Here is a 15,703-nt window from a genome sequence, read left to right as displayed (position 1 = left end):
CCAGCCGGCCTCCGACAATCACCCCCATCGACAGCCAGAACACCAGGTCGGACAGCTTTTCACGGGACCAGGTGGGGTCGAAGCGGTTGAGCCGGCGCGAAGCCAGCAGCCAGGCGCCGCCGATGCCGATCAGGTACATCAGGCCGTACCAGTGGATTTTCAGCGGCCCGAGGGCCACGGCCACGGGGTCTATCTGCGGGTAAGGCAGCATGGAACTTCCTCTCGATTCAAATCAAAAAGCTCAGGCCGACACTGAACAGCAGTGCCGCGAACAGGCGTTTCAACAAACGTGGCGACAGCTTGTGCGCCAGGCGCGCGCCGTAGCGGGCGAAAAACATGCTGGTCACGGCAATGCCGACCAAAGCCGGCAGGTACACGTAACCCACGCTATGGGCCGGCAGATGCTGCTGATGCCAGCCCAGCAGCATGAAACTAAGAGCACTGGCCACGGCGATGGGCAGGCCGCAGGCCGAAGACGTGGCCACCGCCTGCTGCATGGGCAGGCTGCGCCAGGTCAGGAACGGCACAGTCAGCGAACCACCGCCAATGCCGAAAATGGCCGAAGCCCAGCCGATCACTCCCCCGGCGCCGATCAATGCGGGTTTGCCGGGGATGCCACGGCTGGCCTTGGGCTTGAGGTCCAGGGCCATCTGTGCGGCGATGACCAGGGCGAACACGCCGATGATCTTCTGCAGCAGCGGGCCTTGGATCAGCGACGCGGTCTTGGCGCCAACACCGGCCCCCAGCAGGATGCCGAGGGTCATCCAGCCGAAGATCGGCCACTGCACCGCGCCCCTGCGGTGGTGTTCGAGCACGGCATTGATCGAGGTGAAGACGATGGTTGCCAGCGACGTGCCGACTGCCAGGTGGGTCAGCACCGAGGTATCGAAGCCCTGCAGGGTAAAGCTGAACACCAGCACCGGCACGATGATGATGCCGCCGCCCACGCCGAACAGCCCGGCCAGCACGCCCGCGCAGGCGCCCAACAGCAGATAGAGCACGAATTCCATTCGGCGTCCCCGAGAAATCAATCCGGCATGGTAACGGAAGCCAGCCTCGGGGCTCTAGTGAAGTCTGTGTCAGGATGGATCCGCCCAGCCAGTGTGGGTACAGTGGCAAAAAACCCAGAGGCCCGACCGATGTGCCTGATCGTATTTGCCTGGCGGCCGGGGCACGCCCTGCCGCTGATCGTCGCAGCCAACCGCGACGAGTTTCATGCTCGCCCCACCCAAGCCCTGGCGGCTTGGGAGGATGCCCCTGGCGTGTATGCCGGGCGCGACCTGGAGGCCGGCGGTACCTGGCTTGGCGTGGGGCCGCAAGGGCGGTTTGCGGCGCTGACCAATATTCGCGACCCGGGCCAGGTGCTGGGGCCACGCTCGCGTGGTGAGCTGGTGGCGGCGTATCTGCGGGGTGAGCTGGGCGTTGAGGCTTACCTGGACCAGGTGGCCGACCGCCGCGGCCAGTACTCGGGGTTCAACCTGCTAGTGGGTGATGAGCGGCAACTGGGGTACTTGAATGCCCGGCAAGCTACGCCACGCCTGTTGGAGGCTGGGGTTTACGGGCTTTCCAATGCCGGGCTGGACACACCGTGGCCGAAGCTGGTCAAGGCACGTAGCGGGCTGGAGGGGATGCTTGAGACGGCAGATCCGCAGCAGTTGCTGGCATTGCTGGCTGATGGTGAACCCGCGGCTGACGGCGATCTGCCGGACACAGGCGTGGGCCTGGGGACCGAGAAGCTGCTTTCAAGCGTGTTTATTGCCAGCCAGAACTATGGTACCCGGGCGAGTACCGTGCTGATTGTGGATGATCAGGGCAAAAGGCGGCTGATCGAGCGCAGTTTCGGGCCGTTTGGCGGGCATTTGGGGGAAGTTGAGCTGGTGGTCTGAACCTTCGGTGTTGCCTGGGCGGGCCTCTTCGCGGGTGAATCCGCTACCACAGGTTCAGCACAGGCCTCAGGCTTGTAGTAGTCCCTGTGGGAGCGGATTTACCCGCGAAGAGGTCAGCACAGGCAACATCACATTCACAGGGTCTTATTGGCCCCAGGCCCGATCATCCGCGCCAGCCCAAGGTTCTTCAGGGCCAATTGCAGCGAACTGTGGATAACTTGCGGGTTGTCATGGCTCAAGGCGTCGGCCAGCAACTCCTTGGCCTTGCTCATGTTCACCTGGCGCAGCATCCATTTCACCTTGGGCAGGTTGGTGGCGTTCATCGACAGGCTGTCAAAGCCCATGGCCATCAACAGGATCGCCGCAGCCGGGTCACCGGCCATTTCGCCACAGATGCTGACCGGCTTGCCTTCACCATGGGCATCGCGCACCACCGTGTTCAGTGCCTGCAGCACCGCCGGGTGCAGGTAGTCGTAAAGGTCGGCCACCCGCGGGTTGTTGCGGTCCACCGCCAGCAGGTACTGGGTCAGGTCGTTGGACCCTACCGACAGGAAGTCCACCTGCCGCGCCAATTCCTTGGTCTGGTACACCGCTGCAGGAATCTCCACCATCACGCCCACTGGCGGCATGGGCACATCAGTGCCCTCGTCGCGTACTTCGCCCCAGGCGCGGTGGATCAGGTGCAGGGCCTCTTCCAGCTCGTGAATCCCGGAAATCATCGGCAGCAGGATGCGCAGGTTGTTCAGGCCCTCGCTGGCCTTGAGCATGGCGCGGGTCTGCACCAGGAAGATTTCCGGGTGGTCGAGGGTGACCCGGATGCCACGCCAGCCCAGGAACGGGTTTTCTTCCTTGATCGGGAAGTACGACAGCGCCTTGTCGCCGCCGATGTCCAGGGTACGCATGGTCACCGGCAGCGGGTGGAACGACGCCAGTTGCTCACGGTAGATCGCCAGCTGCTCCTTCTCGCTGGGGAAGCGCTGCTGAATCATGAACGGCACTTCGGTGCGGTACAGCCCTACCCCTTCAGCGCCGCGCTGCTGGGCGCGGGCAACATCAGCGAGCAGGCCGGTGTTGACCCACAGCGGCATGCGATGGCCGTCGGGGGTGACGCATGGCAGTTCGCGCAAGGCGTCCAGGCCTTGAGCCAGCTGGCGCTCCTCCTCCACCACTTCGCTGTACTGCTTGCGCAGCACTTCGCTGGGGTTGGTGAACACCTCGCCCTTGTAGCCATCGACGATCAGCTCGATGCCATCGACCTTGGAATAAGGCAGGTCGACCAGGCCCATCACGGTAGGGATGCCCATGGCGCGAGCCAGGATGGCGACGTGGGAGTTGCCCGAGCCGAGTACCGAAACCAGGCCAACCAGCTTGCCTTCCGGCACTTCGCCGAGCATTGCCGGGGTCAGTTCTTCACTGACCAGGATGGTGTTGTCGGCGTACACCAGCGACTGCGAGCGGGCTTCCTGGAGGTAGGCCAGCAGGCGCCGCCCCAGGTCCTTGACGTCCGAGGCGCGCTCGCGCAGGTAGTCATCGTCCATCAGTTCGAAGCGGTTGACGTGCTCGCCGACCACCTGGCGCAGGGCGCCCTGGGCCCATTGGCCGGTCTTGATGACCTCGGTCACCTCGCCGCCCAGGGCTGCGTCTTCGAGCATCATCAGGTACACGTCGAACAACGCGCGCTCTTCCGGGCGCAGCTGGGTGGCCAGCTTGGCCGACAGCTTGCGCATGTCGTCGCGCACGCCTTCGAGGGCGTTCTGGAACAGCTTCAGTTCGGCGTCGATGTCATCGACGGCCTTGTCCGGCACCACCTCCAGGTCGGCCGGCGGCAGCATCACCACCGCACGCCCCACAGCGGCGCCTGGCGAGCCCGGCACACCGACGAAGCGCGCTTCCTGAATACCCTTGCCCTGGCGGCCCAGGCCACGGATCGAACCGGTGGCTTCGGCGTGGGCGATAACCCCGGCGAGCTGGGCGCTCATGGTGACCAGGAAGGCTTCTTCGCCCTCGTCGAACTGGCGGCGCTCCTTTTGCTGGATAACCAATACCCCGACCACTCGGCGGTGGTGGATGATCGGCGCACCCAGGAAGGAGGCGAATTTTTCTTCGCCGGTTTCGGCAAAGTAGCGATAACGCGGGTGGTCGGCGGCGTTTTCCAGGTTCAGCGGCTCTTCGCGGGTACCGACCAGGCCGACCAGGCCCTCGTTGGGGGCCATGCTGACCTTGCCGATGGAACGCTTGTTCAGGCCTTCGCTGGCCATCAGCACGAAGCGGTTGGTTTCCGGGTCGAGCAGGTAGACCGAGCAGACCTGACTGCCCATGGCCTCCTTGACGCGCAAGACAATGATCCCCAACGCCGACTTGAGATCTTTGGCGGAGTTTACTTCCTGGACGATCTTGCGCAGCGTATTGAGCATGGCTCGGGGTCGAACTCCGTCGTCAGTCGCGCGTCAGCAGACGCGGTGCTAGCTCTTTCAGTGCGCGTCGATACACCTCGCGCTTGAATGTCACAACCTGGCCCAACGGATACCAATAGCTGACCCAGCGCCAGCCGTCGAATTCCGGCTTGCCGGTCAGGTCCATCCGCACCCGTTGTTCATTGCTGACCAGACGCAGCAGAAACCACTTCTGCTTCTGGCCGATGCACAGCGGCTGGCTGTGGGTACGGACCAGGCGCTGGGGTAAACGATAACGCAACCAGCCGCGGGTGCAGGCAAGAATTTCCACATCATCGCGTTCAAGGCCAACTTCTTCGTTCAGCTCACGGTACAGGGCGTCTTCCGGCGTCTCGTCAGGGTTGATACCACCCTGGGGAAATTGCCAGGCATCCTGGTTGATCCGTCGAGCCCATAGCACCTGCCCGGCATCATTCGTGAGAATGATCCCGACATTGGGGCGAAAACCATCCGGGTCGATCACGGCAGCAACCTCGCAAACGCATGTCACCGCATTGTTCCACAAAGCCTGCGAGCGCAGCAACGCGCCCGCCAAGCTTATGTGCAGCAGCGTGAAAACTCCGTATTCTGCGGGCCTACCTTGTGGCTGATGCGAGTGACCGCGATGCGCCTGGCTTTATTCGACCTGGACAATACCCTCCTCGGTGGCGACAGCGACCATGCCTGGGGTGACTACCTTTGCCAGCGTGGCATCCTCGACCCGGTTGCCTACAAGCAACGCAACGATGGTTTCTACCAGGACTACCTCGACGGCACCCTGGACCTGCCGGCCTACCTGGCCTTTTCCATGGAAGTCCTGGCGGCAACGCCTGCGTCCCGGCTCGACGAATGGCACCGCGACTTCATGCGCGACTGCATCGAGCCGATCATCCTGCCCAAGGCCCTGGCCTTGCTGCAGCAGCACCGTGAGGCTGGCGACCAGCTGCTGATCATCACCGCCACCAACCGCTTCGTCACCGCACCGATCGCCCGCCGCCTTGGAGTTCGCGTGCTGCTGGCGACCGAATGCGAGATGCGCGACGGCCGCTATACCGGGCGTAGTACCGATATACCGTGTTTTCGTGAAGGCAAGGTGACGCGGCTGGAGCGCTGGATGCTGGAGAACGGCTTTGATCTTGAGGACAGCTACTTCTATAGCGACTCGATGAATGATTTGCCGTTGCTGCAGCGGGTGACGCATGCGGTGGCGGTGGACCCGGACCCGCTGTTGCGGGCCGAGGCCGGGAAGCGTGGGTGGCCGGTGGTTTCGTTGCGCGATTGAAGTTTTCCTGGGCTGGCCTCTTCGCGGGTAAACCCGCTCCCACAGGTATCGCGCTGCCCTCAGGCATTGTGCAGTCCCCGTGGGAGCGGGTTTACCCGCGAAAGGGCCGGCACAGGCAACCCTGAACTGTCAGACTGGCTTGGCGCCCATCAACCCGGCGATGGACAAGAAACAGACCCCGCTGAACACCGCCAGCGCCAAGGTAAGCCGCAACCCCACAACTTCAGCCTTGCGCAACCGGTTCAGCCGCACCAGCAGCCACCAGACGGCAAACGCGCCCACGGTGTAGATGACACTGGAGGCCAGCACCCAGGTCTGCCCCAGCGGCCAGCCCACCAGGTGTACCAGCCACCAGCCGGTGAACGGCATGCTTGCCAGGCACAGGCCCATCACCAGCCAGACAAACACCAGAGGCCGGCGCAGCAGCTTGACGTAGGCCTCGGTATCGCCCTGACGGCGGGCGCGCACGGTCCAGATCGCCAGGCCCAGGGCGCCCAGCAGCAGCACTGCAGTGGCGATGATATGCAGGGTTTTCAGGGTGGTCAGGTGTTCCATGCTTCTGTTGTCCTTGAGCAGGCCATTTAGCGGTGGCGACTTCGCGGGCTTGCCCGCTCCCACAGGGATATCACAAGGCCTGCTGCCTGCGCAGTACCTGTGGGAGCTGGCTTGCCGGCGATAGGGCCATCAGCCCCAGCTTAGCTGCTCAACCAAGGAAGAGCTTGTACGCCGGGTTCTCGGTCTCATCCCAGTACGGGTAACCGATCTTGGCCAGCGCCGCCGGCACCAGGTGGCGCTCTTCCTCCGGCACCTGCAACCCCGCCACCACGCGCCCGTCCGCCGCACCGTGGTTGCGATAGTGGAACATCGAAATATTCCAGCGCCCGCCCAGCTTGTTGAGGAAGTTGAACAGCGCGCCTGGCCGCTCGGGGAATTCGAAGCGCAGCACCATCTCGTCACTGGCCCCGGCCGAATGCCCACCCACCATATGGCGAATATGCAGCTTGGCCAGCTCGTTATCGGTCAGGTCGGTAACCGGGAACCCCTGCTCGGTCAATTGCTGCACCAGGGCTGCACGGGGATCGTTTTCCGGATGAGTCTGAATGCCGACGAAGATGTGGGCTTCGTCAGAGGTGTGCTTGCGGTAGTTGAACTCGGTGATCTGGCGCTTGCCGATGGCTTCGCAGAAGGCCTTGAAGCTGCCAGGGCGCTCCGGAATGGTGACGGCGATGATCGCTTCGCGCTTTTCACCCAGTTCGGCGCGCTCGGCCACATGCCGCAGGCGGTCGAAATTGACGTTGGCACCGGAATCGATGGCCACCAAGGTCTGCCCGGTCACACCGTACAGCTCGACGTAGCGCTTGATGCCCGCCACACCCAAGGCGCCAGCAGGCTCGGTGATCGAGCGGGTATCGTCGTAGATATCCTTGATTGCTGCACATATCTCATCGGTGCTGACCGTGACCACTTCATCCACATACTGGCGGCAGATATCAAAGGTGTGCTGCCCGATCTGCGCCACCGCCACGCCGTCGGCGAACAGCCCTACCTGCGGCAATACCACGCGCTCACCGGCCGCCATGGCCGCCTGCAGGCAGTTGGAATCGTCCGGTTCGACGCCGATCACCTTTATTTCCGGGCGCAGGTACTTCACGTAGGCCGCAATGCCGGCGATCAGGCCGCCACCGCCCACCGGGACGAAAATCGCGTCCAGCCGGCCAGGGTGCTGACGCAGGATTTCCATGGCCACGGTGCCCTGCCCGGCGATGGTGTGCGGGTCGTCGTAGGGGTGGATGTAGACAAAGCCCTTTTCATCCACCAGCTTCAGCGAATAAGCCAGCGCCTCGGGAAAGGAGTCGCCATGCAGCACCACCTTGCCACCGCGCGAGCGCACGCCTTCGATCTTGATCTCCGGGGTGGTCTTTGGCATCACGATGGTGGCCTTGATGCCCATCTCGCGCGCGGCCAGGGCCAGGCCCTGGGCGTGGTTGCCGGCCGAAGCGGTGACCACGCCACGGGCCAGTTCTTCCGCCGTCAGTTGCGCCAGCTTGTTGTAGGCCCCGCGAATCTTGAACGAGAACACCGGCTGCAAGTCTTCGCGCTTGAGCAGAATCTGGTTGCCCAGGCGCTTGCTCAGCTGCCCGGCGCTGTGCAGCGGGGTTTCGACGGCAACGTCATAGACGCGCGAGGTGAGGATCTTCTTGACGTACTGTTCGAGCATCGGGAAAGCATCACTGGGCCGCGGGACAAGGGCTGGGAGTCTACCCCAGCGCTACGTCGGGCGACCACAGCAAAGCCGTGCGAGCCGTTATACTAGGCAACTTTGAAACCGCCCCTGCCCCTCCCGGAGCCCGCATGACCCAGGACCAACTCAAACAGGCCGTCGCCCAGGCCGCTGTCGACTTCATTCTGCCCAAGCTGGATGACAAGAGCGTTGTCGGCGTCGGTACCGGTTCGACCGCCAACTTCTTCATCGACGCCCTGGCTCAGCACAAGACCGCTTTCGACGGCGCAGTGGCCAGTTCCGAGGCCACTGCCCAGCGCCTGAAGGGCCATGGCATCCCGGTCTACGAGCTGAACAGCGTCAGCGAGCTGGAGTTCTATGTGGACGGCGCCGACGAGAGCGACGCGCACCTGAACCTGATCAAGGGCGGCGGCGCAGCCCTCACCCGCGAGAAGATCGTCGCGGCCGTGGCCAGAACCTTCATCTGCATCGCCGACGGCAGCAAGCTGGTACCGGTTCTGGGCGCCTTCCCCCTGCCGGTCGAAGTGATCCCGATGGCGCGCAGCCACGTGGCACGTCAACTGGTCAAGCTGGGCGGCGACCCGGTGTATCGTGAAGGGGTATTGACCGACAACGGCAACGTCATCCTCGATGTGTACAACCTGCAGATCACCAACCCGGTGGAACTGGAAGCGCAGATCAACGCCATCGTTGGCGTGGTGACCAACGGCCTGTTCGCGGCGCGGCCGGCAGATGTACTGCTGCTGGGTACCGGCGAAGGCGTCAAGACCCTGAAGGTCGAGTAGTCCCCGGCGAGGGCTTTGCCCTCGATTCGCAGCACAAGGCTTCTCCTACAGAAGGCCGCAGGCACTGGATCTGATGCGGTCCTTGTAGGAGCAGCCTTGTGCTGCGAATGGGCCGCAACGCGGCCCCAACAGCTTAATTTGGCGGCTGCTTGAACACATAGAACAGGTTCGGCTCACTGACCAGATAGATGGTCCCCGCCTCATCCATCGCAATCCCCTCCGCCTGCGGCACCATCGCCTGCAAACCCTGAAAACCCTTGCGCAACGACAGGGTACTCAGCGGCCTGCCTTGCACATCCAGCTCCAGCACCAGCCGCGACTCATCCGACAACGCCAGCAGGTGCCCGCTGCGCTCATCGAACTGCAGACTCGACAGGTCGCGCACGAACAACCGCGAATCGCGTTTGTGGTCCTGCACCACATGCACTGCGTAGGGCTTCTCCGGGTTTTCATGAGGAAACCCATGCACCTCATAGATCAGCATCGGGTCACGTTCCTTGGCCACGAACAGGCGCTTGCCTGCCGAATCGTAGGCCAGGCCCTCGAAGCCCTTGTTGCCGTTCAGGCCAATGCCCAAGGTCAGCTGTTCGGCGTCACCGGCGTCGAGGAACATCGTGTCGTCCTCCAGGCGCACGCGAATCAGCCGCTGCTGGCGCTCGTCGGTGATCACATAACTGTTGGGCCCGATGTACTCCACGGCTTCCGGGTCACCAAAGCCGGTCAGCGGCACCCGGCGCAGAATGCGGCCTTCAAGCGACAGCTCGATCAGCTCCGAGCGGGCATTGGTGACAGTGAACAGGGTCTTGCGGTCGGGGTCGTAGGTCAGCGCCGAAAGGTCGTCATCCAAGCCGTCGACCGGCTGCGCCTCTACCACTACCCGGTAGCGGTCAAGGCCGATGCTCTGCTCGGCGGGCTGCCACCACGCCTTCAGGTTGAACCAGCCGCGCTCGAACAAGCGAAACTCCTGCCCGGCCCAGCCAAGCAGGAACACGCCGATAACGGCCACAACAAGGAACAGGCGAACAAAACGGCGCATAAGGCAGACTCGGCACAAGGGTGGCGAATCTAACCATTAATGGCTGAAACATAGCTTAATGCCAGCGTCAGAAAAGCCTGAAGATGCTGTCAGTGCTTCTTGAAGCGATAAAACAGTGCCGGCTCGCTGACCATGTAGAGGTTGCCTTTGTCGTCCATGGTCACCCCTTCGGCACGCGGAATGGTGTCCTGCAGGCCATTGAAACCACCGAGCAAAGTCATGAAGCTGACCTGCTGGCCCTGCTCGTCCAGCTCCAGCAGCATGTTGGAATCGGCGGACAATACCAGCAGGTGGCCGGTGCGCGGGTCCACGCCCAGGGCGGACAGGTTGCGCAGGTCGAGCTCGTCACTGGGCAGTGGCTGCTTTTCACCCATGAGCGGGCTGCGGCCATCGGTGTTCCAGGTGTACAGCTTGGGTGGGCGCTCTTCGCCGATGACCAGGCGCTGGCGCAGCGGGTCCCAGGCCACTGCTTCGAAGCCCTTGTTGCTCTTCACCGACGGGCCCAGGTCGTGGCTCTGGAAGTCGGCGTGGTTCAACACCGTGGTCCGGGCATCGACCTTGACCACCGTCAGGTCATGCAGGCGCTCGTCGGTGATCGCCAGGTAGTCGTCTTCCAGCACGGCGACGCCTTCCGGGTTGTTCCAGCCGTTGAGCGGGATCTTGCGCAGTACATCGCCGTCCAGGCTCAGCTCGACAAGGATGGGGTTCTTGCCCATGACCGCGAACAGGGTACCTGTACGCGGGTTGAAGGCCACGTCCGAAGCTTCGTCATCATCCATGCCCGGCAGCGGTTTGGCGTCGATGTCGACCTGGTAGTCCGGCAGCCACACGCTTTCGCTGCGCTCGGCGGTGGTTTCCAGGCTTTCCTTGAGCCACAGTGCGCCGCGGTCATCCCAGTGCATGGCCACTGACACGCCATAGCCGATCACCGCTGCCACGGCCAGGCCGAAGGGCCAGCGCAGGTAGAAACGGCGCTTGGAGGTTGCCGGGGCGCTGGAAGGTGATGGCATGCGGAGGTCCTGGGAGAATGGGCGGAGGTCCGCGCATTATCCGCATAAGGTGTGAAAAATCGGTAAACAGGACCGGCCTCTTCGCGGGTAAACCCGCTCCCACAGGAATGTCACAGGCCTGTGGAGAGCCCTGTGGAGCGGGCGTGCCCGCGAAGAAGCCAACCCGGTCTGGAATCAGAGCACCCGGCTTTCGAAGCGGCTCACACCCGGCAGCTCCAGCACCAGCTCATCACCGACATTGAACGGCCCCACGCCCGCCGGCGTACCGGTAAGGATCACATCCCCCGCCTGCAGCGAGAAATGCGCCGCCATGTACTGGATCATCGGCACGATCGGGTTGAGCATCATTGCGCTGTTGCCGTCCTGGCGCACTTCGCCATTGACGGTCAGGCGTACCGGGATGTCGGTCACATCCTCGAAACTGGCGGCAGACACGAACGGCGGCAGCACGCAGGCGCCATCGAAGCATTTGGCCAGCTCCCAGGGCAGGCCTTTCTCTTTCAGCTTGGCCTGCACGTCACGCAAGGTCAGGTCCAGTGCCGGGGCATAACCGGAAATCGCGTCCAGCACCTCCTCTTCGGTCGGGTGGGTGGAAAGCGGTTTGCCCAGCAGCACGGCAATTTCGGCCTCATAGTGCACGGAACCGCGCTCGGCCGGGATCTTGAAACCACCTTCGGCCGGCACCACGCAGCTGCCCGGCTTGATGAACAGCAGTGGCTCGCTGGGGATCGGGTTGTCCAGTTCCTTGGCATGCTCGGCATAGTTACGGCCGATGCACACCACCTTGCCCAGCGGGAAGTGAATGCGTGTGCCGTCTACGTACTGGTGCTGGTAACTCATTGGCCGACTCCTGTGGATACTGCTTTTTATTCAGGTGCGAAGATCTTACCCGGATTCATGATGCCGTTAGGGTCGAACACGGCCTTTATTGCCTTCATGCAGGCGATTTCTTCGGCCGAGCGGCTGTAGCCCAGGTAGTCGCGCTTGGTCATGCCCACGCCATGCTCGGCGGAAATCGAACCGTTGTAGCGCTGGACGATCTCGAACACCCATTTGTTGACCTTGGCGCACGAGGCGAAGAACTCGTCCTTGCCCATGTGCTCGGGCTTGAGAATGTTCAGGTGCAGGTTGCCATCGCCGATGTGGCCGTACCACACCACTTCGTAATCCGGGTAGTGCTCGGCGACAATGGCGTCGATATCACGCAGGAACGCCGGCACTTTCGAGACCGTGACAGAAATGTCGTTCTTGTACGGGGTCCAGTGCGAGATGGTTTCAGACAGGTATTCGCGCAACTTCCACAGGTTTTTCAGCTGGGTTTCGCTCTGGCTCATCACCCCGTCCAGCACCCAGCCCTGCTCCACGCAGTGCTCGAAGGTGGCCAAGGCCTGGTTGGCAACCTCTTCGGTACTGGCCTCGAACTCCAGCAGCGCATAGAACGGGCAAGCGGTCTCGAACGGCGCCGGCACATCGCCCCGCCCCATGATCTTGGCCAGGCCTTTGTCGGAAAAGAACTCGAAAGCCGTAAGGTCCAACTTGCCCTGGAAGGCGTGCAGCACCGGCATGATCGAGTCGAAGTCCGGCGTACCCAGCACCATGGCGGTGAGATTGCGCGGTGTACGGTCCAGGCGCATGGTGGCCTCCACCACAAAGCCCAGGGTGCCTTCGGCCCCAATGAACAGCTGACGCAGGTCATAGCCGGTGGCGTTCTTGATCAGGTCTTTGTTGAGTTCCAGCAGCTCACCCTTGCCGGTGACCACTTTCAGGCCGGCCACCCAGTTGCGGGTCATGCCGTAGCGAATCACCTTGATACCACCGGCATTGGTGCCAATGTTGCCGCCAATCTGGCTGGAGCCGCTGGAAGCGAAGTCTACCGGGTAATAAAGGCCCTGCTCTTCAGCAAAGGCTTGGAGCTGGCGGGTGATCACCCCTGGCTGGCAGATCACGGTGCGGTCGAAGTTGTTGAAGCCGAGAATCTGGTTCATGTAGTCGAAGGCCACCACCACTTCGCCATTGGCCGCCACCGCCCCGGCGGAAAGCCCGGTGCGCCCGCCAGAGGGCACCAGCGCCACCTTGTTCGCATTGGCCCAGCGCACGATCGCCTGCACCTGTTCTATCGTCTTCGGCAGCACGATTGCACTGGGTGCCGGCGGGAAATGCTTGGTCCAGTCCTTGCCATACGCTTCAAGCGAAGCCGCGTCAGTCAGGACCTTGCCAGGGTCGACAAGGGTCATCAGTTCATCAATAACAGCGGGGTGGGTCATCGCTGGAACTCTCGACTTATTCATAGTCACCCTGAGCACTCTTCACCTGTCGGGATAGGCTCAGATTGTGTCGCGTATGCTAGCATAGCCCTCCCGCTGTTCATGCTAAGGCTGCCGTGGCGCCTGGCATCACCCTCGCCATTTTTATCTCCGGGATACAGGTTTACGCAGATGAGCAAGACTTCTCTCGACAAGAGCAAGATCCGGTTCCTTCTTCTTGAAGGTGTGCACCAGAACGCGGTCGATACCCTCAAGGCCGCCGGCTACACCAACATCGAATACCTCACTGGTTCGTTGCCGGAAGCCGAGCTGAAGGAAAAGATCGCCGATGCCCACTTCATCGGCATTCGTTCGCGCACCCAGCTGACCGAAGAGATCTTCGACTGTGCCAAGAAACTGGTCGCCGTCGGCTGCTTCTGCATCGGCACCAACCAGGTCGACCTGGAAGCTGCCCGCCAGCGCGGTATCGCCGTGTTCAACGCGCCGTACTCCAACACCCGTTCGGTCGCCGAACTGGTACTGGCCGAAGCCATTCTGCTGCTGCGCGGCATCCCTGAGAAAAACGCCTCCTGCCACCGTGGCGGCTGGATCAAGAGCGCGGCCAACTCGTTCGAGATTCGTGGCAAGAAGCTGGGCATCGTCGGCTACGGCTCGATCGGCACCCAGCTGTCGGTACTGGCCGAAAACCTGGGCATGCAGGTGTACTTCTACGACCCGCTGACCAAACTGCCGCTGGGCAACGCCGTACAGGTCACCAGCCTGAACGAGCTGCTGGGCATGGCCGACATTGTCTCGCTGCACGTGCCTGAGCTGCCATCCACCCAGTGGATGATTGGCGAGAAAGAAATCCGCGCGATGAAAAAGGGCTCGATCCTGATCAACGCCGCCCGTGGCACCGTGGTCGAGCTGGACCACCTGGCCGCCGCGATCAAGGACAAGCACCTGATCGGCGCCGCCATCGACGTGTTCCCGGTCGAGCCGCGCTCCAACGACGAAGAGTTCGAAAGCCCGCTGCGTGGCCTGGACAACGTGATCCTGACCCCGCACATCGGTGGCTCCACTGCCGAAGCCCAGGCCAACATCGGCCTGGAAGTTGCCGAGAAGCTGGTCAAGTACAGCGACAACGGTACCTCGGTATCTTCGGTCAACTTCCCGGAAGTTGCCCTGCCGGCGCATCCAGGCAAACACCGCCTGCTGCACATCCACGAAAACATCCCCGGCGTGCTCAGCGAGATCAACAAGGTGTTCGCCGAAAACGGTATCAACATCTCCGGTCAGTTCCTGCAGACCAACGAGAAAGTGGGTTACGTGGTGATCGACGTTGACGCCGAGTACTCCGACCTGGCGCAAGAGAAGCTGCAACAGGTCAAGGGCACCATCCGTTCCCGCGTCCTGTTCTAAGTTTGCGGGCGGTATGAAAAAGGGAGGCCCTTGTGGCCTCCCTTTTTTCATTTCACTTCGACAGTCACTTTCTGCGACTCGACACTTGGCTTGAACGGTACGTGATACTGGTCACCCAGTACCAGCTGCAGCGTGTGCTTGCCCGGGGTCAGGGTAATGCTGGTTTCGGTCTGTGCCTTGCCGAAATGCAAAACCTGCGGCCCCGCCGGCAGCGCGGTGCCTGCCTCAGGCATCAGGCTGGTCGGCAGGGGCATGTCGGCAACGGGTTCTTTGTCCACATCCACCAGCAAGTGGTGGTGCCCGGTGTGCGGGGTCTGGTCACCGGCTGGTTTGAGTCCCATGCCTTCGATGCCGAACTTGACGGTGAAGGTCTTGTCGACCGTGGCACCATCGGCGGGGGAAACGATGAAGACCTTGGCATCCTTGGGCGGCTCCTGGCTCTTCAGGGCATCCGCGGCACTGGCGAACACCGATGCTCCCATCAGCAGACCGGCAACGGCAGCACGCGAAAATAGGCTGTTCATTCACTTCTCCTGTGATTCACTTATTGACCGCCACCAGCATGTCGAACGGCAGCGGTAGTTCACCATAGCCCACAAAGAGAAATATTTCAGTTAGGGTTAAACCTCGCCAAGGCTTCAAGGTCATAGGCTGCGCTCGATCACGGCGAGGAAGAAAGCCGTGGCGAAAGTTATTCAACTGCTAAAAGAAAAGGGGCATTCATGCGTTCGACCATAGGGGTACTGCTGGCAGTACTGATCAGTCCATTGGCCCAGGCGGAGCTGATCGACGAAATCGCCGACCGGGGCGAACTGCGCATAGCCGTACAGGCCGACAACTCGCCGTACGCGTTCAAGCAAGATGATCGCCTGACCGGTTTCGACATCGAGTTCGGGCAAGATCTCGCCAAGGAGCTGGACTTGCGTGCCGAGTTTGTCGAAGCGTCGGCTGCAGAGGTATTGCCCGGCGTCGAAAGTGGCAAGTACGACATTGCACTTACGCCGTCCGCTGATGCGCCCACGGGTGGCGGCTCGCTGGATGTGAGCCAGCCGTTTGGCGCCAAGAGGCTGTTGATCCCGTTCCAGAAGGACAATCCGGCGTTTGAAAGTGCGGTGAACAATGCGCTGCAACGGCTGAAAGACAGCGGGCGCACTGCCGAACTTGAGCAGAAGTGGTTCAAGGGTGTGCAGGAGACTGCGGCCGGGCAATAAGTTTCGAGCTGTCTGTGCCGCCCTCATGGGAGTGTCAGGTTTTTTGTGTGCGGGCCGGTAATGGCCTGCCGCCCGGCAGGCCTTGATTTCACCAGGTTGGCCTGATGAACCGATCTCCGTACAGAATCGCAAATTGATTCATCGCACTTTTCCA

16 protein-coding genes are annotated in these 15,703 nt (G+C 62.2%); 5 read left to right on the top strand and 11 right to left on the bottom strand.

Features of this window, described 5'->3' with window-relative positions:
• On the bottom strand, window positions 1-211 hold a 211-nt coding region (locus tag HP547_RS17400), incomplete at its 3' end, for a prolipoprotein diacylglyceryl transferase family protein (protein ID WP_172286938.1).
• A 16-nt stretch (window positions 212-227) separates the two neighbouring features.
• The gene (locus tag HP547_RS17395) at window positions 228-1,010 is read right to left on the bottom strand and encodes a sulfite exporter TauE/SafE family protein (protein WP_172286937.1); all 783 of its coding nucleotides are present in this window, start codon (window positions 1,008-1,010) and stop codon (window positions 228-230) included.
• A 129-nt stretch (window positions 1,011-1,139) separates the two neighbouring features.
• Between HP547_RS17395 and HP547_RS17390 the strand changes: the two genes are divergently transcribed.
• Window positions 1,140-1,886 (top strand): NRDE family protein, encoded by a 747-nt coding sequence (locus tag HP547_RS17390; protein ID WP_172233464.1) that lies wholly within the window; start codon window positions 1,140-1,142, stop codon window positions 1,884-1,886.
• Between the two features lie 134 nt (window positions 1,887-2,020).
• Here the strand turns inward: HP547_RS17390 and ptsP are convergent, their stop codons facing one another.
• Both ptsP and HP547_RS17380 read right to left on the bottom strand, forming a co-directional pair.
• On the bottom strand, window positions 2,021-4,300 hold the full coding sequence (gene ptsP / locus HP547_RS17385) for a phosphoenolpyruvate--protein phosphotransferase (protein WP_172229469.1): 2,280 nt from the start codon (window positions 4,298-4,300) through the stop codon (window positions 2,021-2,023).
• 22 nt (window positions 4,301-4,322) lie between these two features.
• Window positions 4,323-4,802 (bottom strand): RNA pyrophosphohydrolase, encoded by a 480-nt coding sequence (locus HP547_RS17380; RefSeq protein ID WP_003249017.1) that lies wholly within the window; start codon window positions 4,800-4,802, stop codon window positions 4,323-4,325.
• A 141-nt stretch (window positions 4,803-4,943) separates the two neighbouring features.
• On the opposite strand from HP547_RS17380, the gene HP547_RS17375 reads away from it, so the two are divergent.
• Window positions 4,944-5,600, top strand: coding sequence for an HAD family phosphatase (locus HP547_RS17375; protein ID WP_172229472.1), 657 nt, complete (start codon window positions 4,944-4,946; stop codon window positions 5,598-5,600).
• Window positions 5,601-5,729: 129 nt separating this feature from the next.
• Here HP547_RS17375 and HP547_RS17370 read toward each other — a convergent pair whose 3' ends face one another.
• Both HP547_RS17370 and ilvA read right to left on the bottom strand, forming a co-directional pair.
• The gene (locus HP547_RS17370; RefSeq protein WP_172286936.1) at window positions 5,730-6,155 is read right to left on the bottom strand and encodes a DUF2269 domain-containing protein; all 426 of its coding nucleotides are present in this window, start codon (window positions 6,153-6,155) and stop codon (window positions 5,730-5,732) included.
• A 148-nt stretch (window positions 6,156-6,303) separates the two neighbouring features.
• The gene (gene ilvA / locus HP547_RS17365) at window positions 6,304-7,818 is read right to left on the bottom strand and encodes a threonine ammonia-lyase, biosynthetic (protein ID WP_172286935.1); all 1,515 of its coding nucleotides are present in this window, start codon (window positions 7,816-7,818) and stop codon (window positions 6,304-6,306) included.
• Between the two features lie 134 nt (window positions 7,819-7,952).
• Here ilvA and rpiA point away from each other — a divergent pair, with 134 nt between their 5' ends.
• Entirely contained in the window at window positions 7,953-8,627 is a 675-nt protein-coding gene (rpiA, locus tag HP547_RS17360; protein ID WP_172229478.1) for a ribose-5-phosphate isomerase RpiA, read from the top strand.
• Between the two features lie 133 nt (window positions 8,628-8,760).
• On the opposite strand, the gene HP547_RS17355 is transcribed toward rpiA, so the two are convergent.
• The 4 genes from HP547_RS17355 to HP547_RS17340 form a co-directional block, all read right to left on the bottom strand.
• Entirely contained in the window at window positions 8,761-9,663 is a 903-nt protein-coding gene (locus HP547_RS17355; RefSeq protein ID WP_172286934.1) for an SdiA-regulated domain-containing protein, read from the bottom strand.
• 89 nt (window positions 9,664-9,752) lie between these two features.
• Window positions 9,753-10,673 (bottom strand): SdiA-regulated domain-containing protein, encoded by a 921-nt coding sequence (locus HP547_RS17350; RefSeq protein ID WP_172286933.1) that lies wholly within the window; start codon window positions 10,671-10,673, stop codon window positions 9,753-9,755.
• 174 nt (window positions 10,674-10,847) lie between these two features.
• Window positions 10,848-11,513 carry a fumarylacetoacetate hydrolase family protein gene (locus HP547_RS17345; RefSeq protein WP_172231549.1) on the bottom strand — a complete coding sequence of 222 codons (666 nt, stop codon included), beginning with the start codon at window positions 11,511-11,513 and terminating at the stop codon, window positions 10,848-10,850.
• A 26-nt stretch (window positions 11,514-11,539) separates the two neighbouring features.
• Window positions 11,540-12,937, bottom strand: coding sequence for an FAD-binding oxidoreductase (locus tag HP547_RS17340; protein WP_172286932.1), 1,398 nt, complete (start codon window positions 12,935-12,937; stop codon window positions 11,540-11,542).
• 171 nt (window positions 12,938-13,108) lie between these two features.
• Here HP547_RS17340 and serA point away from each other — a divergent pair, with 171 nt between their 5' ends.
• Entirely contained in the window at window positions 13,109-14,338 is a 1,230-nt protein-coding gene (gene serA, locus HP547_RS17335) for a phosphoglycerate dehydrogenase (RefSeq protein WP_172286931.1), read from the top strand.
• 47 nt (window positions 14,339-14,385) lie between these two features.
• Here the strand turns inward: serA and HP547_RS17330 are convergent, their stop codons facing one another.
• Window positions 14,386-14,862 carry a DUF4399 domain-containing protein gene (locus HP547_RS17330; protein WP_172233421.1) on the bottom strand — a complete coding sequence of 159 codons (477 nt, stop codon included), beginning with the start codon at window positions 14,860-14,862 and terminating at the stop codon, window positions 14,386-14,388.
• A 198-nt stretch (window positions 14,863-15,060) separates the two neighbouring features.
• Here HP547_RS17330 and HP547_RS17325 point away from each other — a divergent pair, with 198 nt between their 5' ends.
• Window positions 15,061-15,549: a transporter substrate-binding domain-containing protein gene (locus tag HP547_RS17325; RefSeq protein ID WP_172286930.1), complete on the top strand. Its 489-nt coding sequence runs from the start codon at window positions 15,061-15,063 to the stop codon at window positions 15,547-15,549.
• The last annotated feature ends 154 nt before the right edge of the window (window positions 15,550-15,703 follow it).

It is taken from the genome of Pseudomonas sp. CM27, from assembly GCF_013179515.1.
GTDB lineage: Bacteria > Pseudomonadota > Gammaproteobacteria > Pseudomonadales > Pseudomonadaceae > Aquipseudomonas.
This window is presented reverse-complemented; position numbering and strand designations above follow the sequence as displayed.

Coding starts and splice junctions, on each gene's coding strand:
- HP547_RS17395 (WP_172286937.1), bottom strand. CDS start 1,010: ATGGAATTCGTGCTCTATCTGCTGTTGGGCGCCTGCGCGGGCGTGCTG.
- HP547_RS17390 (WP_172233464.1), top strand. CDS start 1,140: ATGTGCCTGATCGTATTTGCCTGGCGGCCGGGGCACGCCCTGCCGCTG.
- ptsP (WP_172229469.1), bottom strand. CDS start 4,300: ATGCTCAATACGCTGCGCAAGATCGTCCAGGAAGTAAACTCCGCCAAA.
- HP547_RS17375 (WP_172229472.1), top strand. CDS start 4,944: ATGCGCCTGGCTTTATTCGACCTGGACAATACCCTCCTCGGTGGCGAC.
- HP547_RS17370 (WP_172286936.1), bottom strand. CDS start 6,155: ATGGAACACCTGACCACCCTGAAAACCCTGCATATCATCGCCACTGCA.
- ilvA (WP_172286935.1), bottom strand. CDS start 7,818: ATGCTCGAACAGTACGTCAAGAAGATCCTCACCTCGCGCGTCTATGAC.
- rpiA (WP_172229478.1), top strand. CDS start 7,953: ATGACCCAGGACCAACTCAAACAGGCCGTCGCCCAGGCCGCTGTCGAC.
- HP547_RS17355 (WP_172286934.1), bottom strand. CDS start 9,663: ATGCGCCGTTTTGTTCGCCTGTTCCTTGTTGTGGCCGTTATCGGCGTG.
- HP547_RS17350 (WP_172286933.1), bottom strand. CDS start 10,673: ATGCCATCACCTTCCAGCGCCCCGGCAACCTCCAAGCGCCGTTTCTAC.
- HP547_RS17345 (WP_172231549.1), bottom strand. CDS start 11,513: ATGAGTTACCAGCACCAGTACGTAGACGGCACACGCATTCACTTCCCG.
- HP547_RS17340 (WP_172286932.1), bottom strand. CDS start 12,937: ATGACCCACCCCGCTGTTATTGATGAACTGATGACCCTTGTCGACCCT.
- serA (WP_172286931.1), top strand. CDS start 13,109: ATGAGCAAGACTTCTCTCGACAAGAGCAAGATCCGGTTCCTTCTTCTT.
- HP547_RS17330 (WP_172233421.1), bottom strand. CDS start 14,862: ATGAACAGCCTATTTTCGCGTGCTGCCGTTGCCGGTCTGCTGATGGGA.
- HP547_RS17325 (WP_172286930.1), top strand. CDS start 15,061: ATGCGTTCGACCATAGGGGTACTGCTGGCAGTACTGATCAGTCCATTG.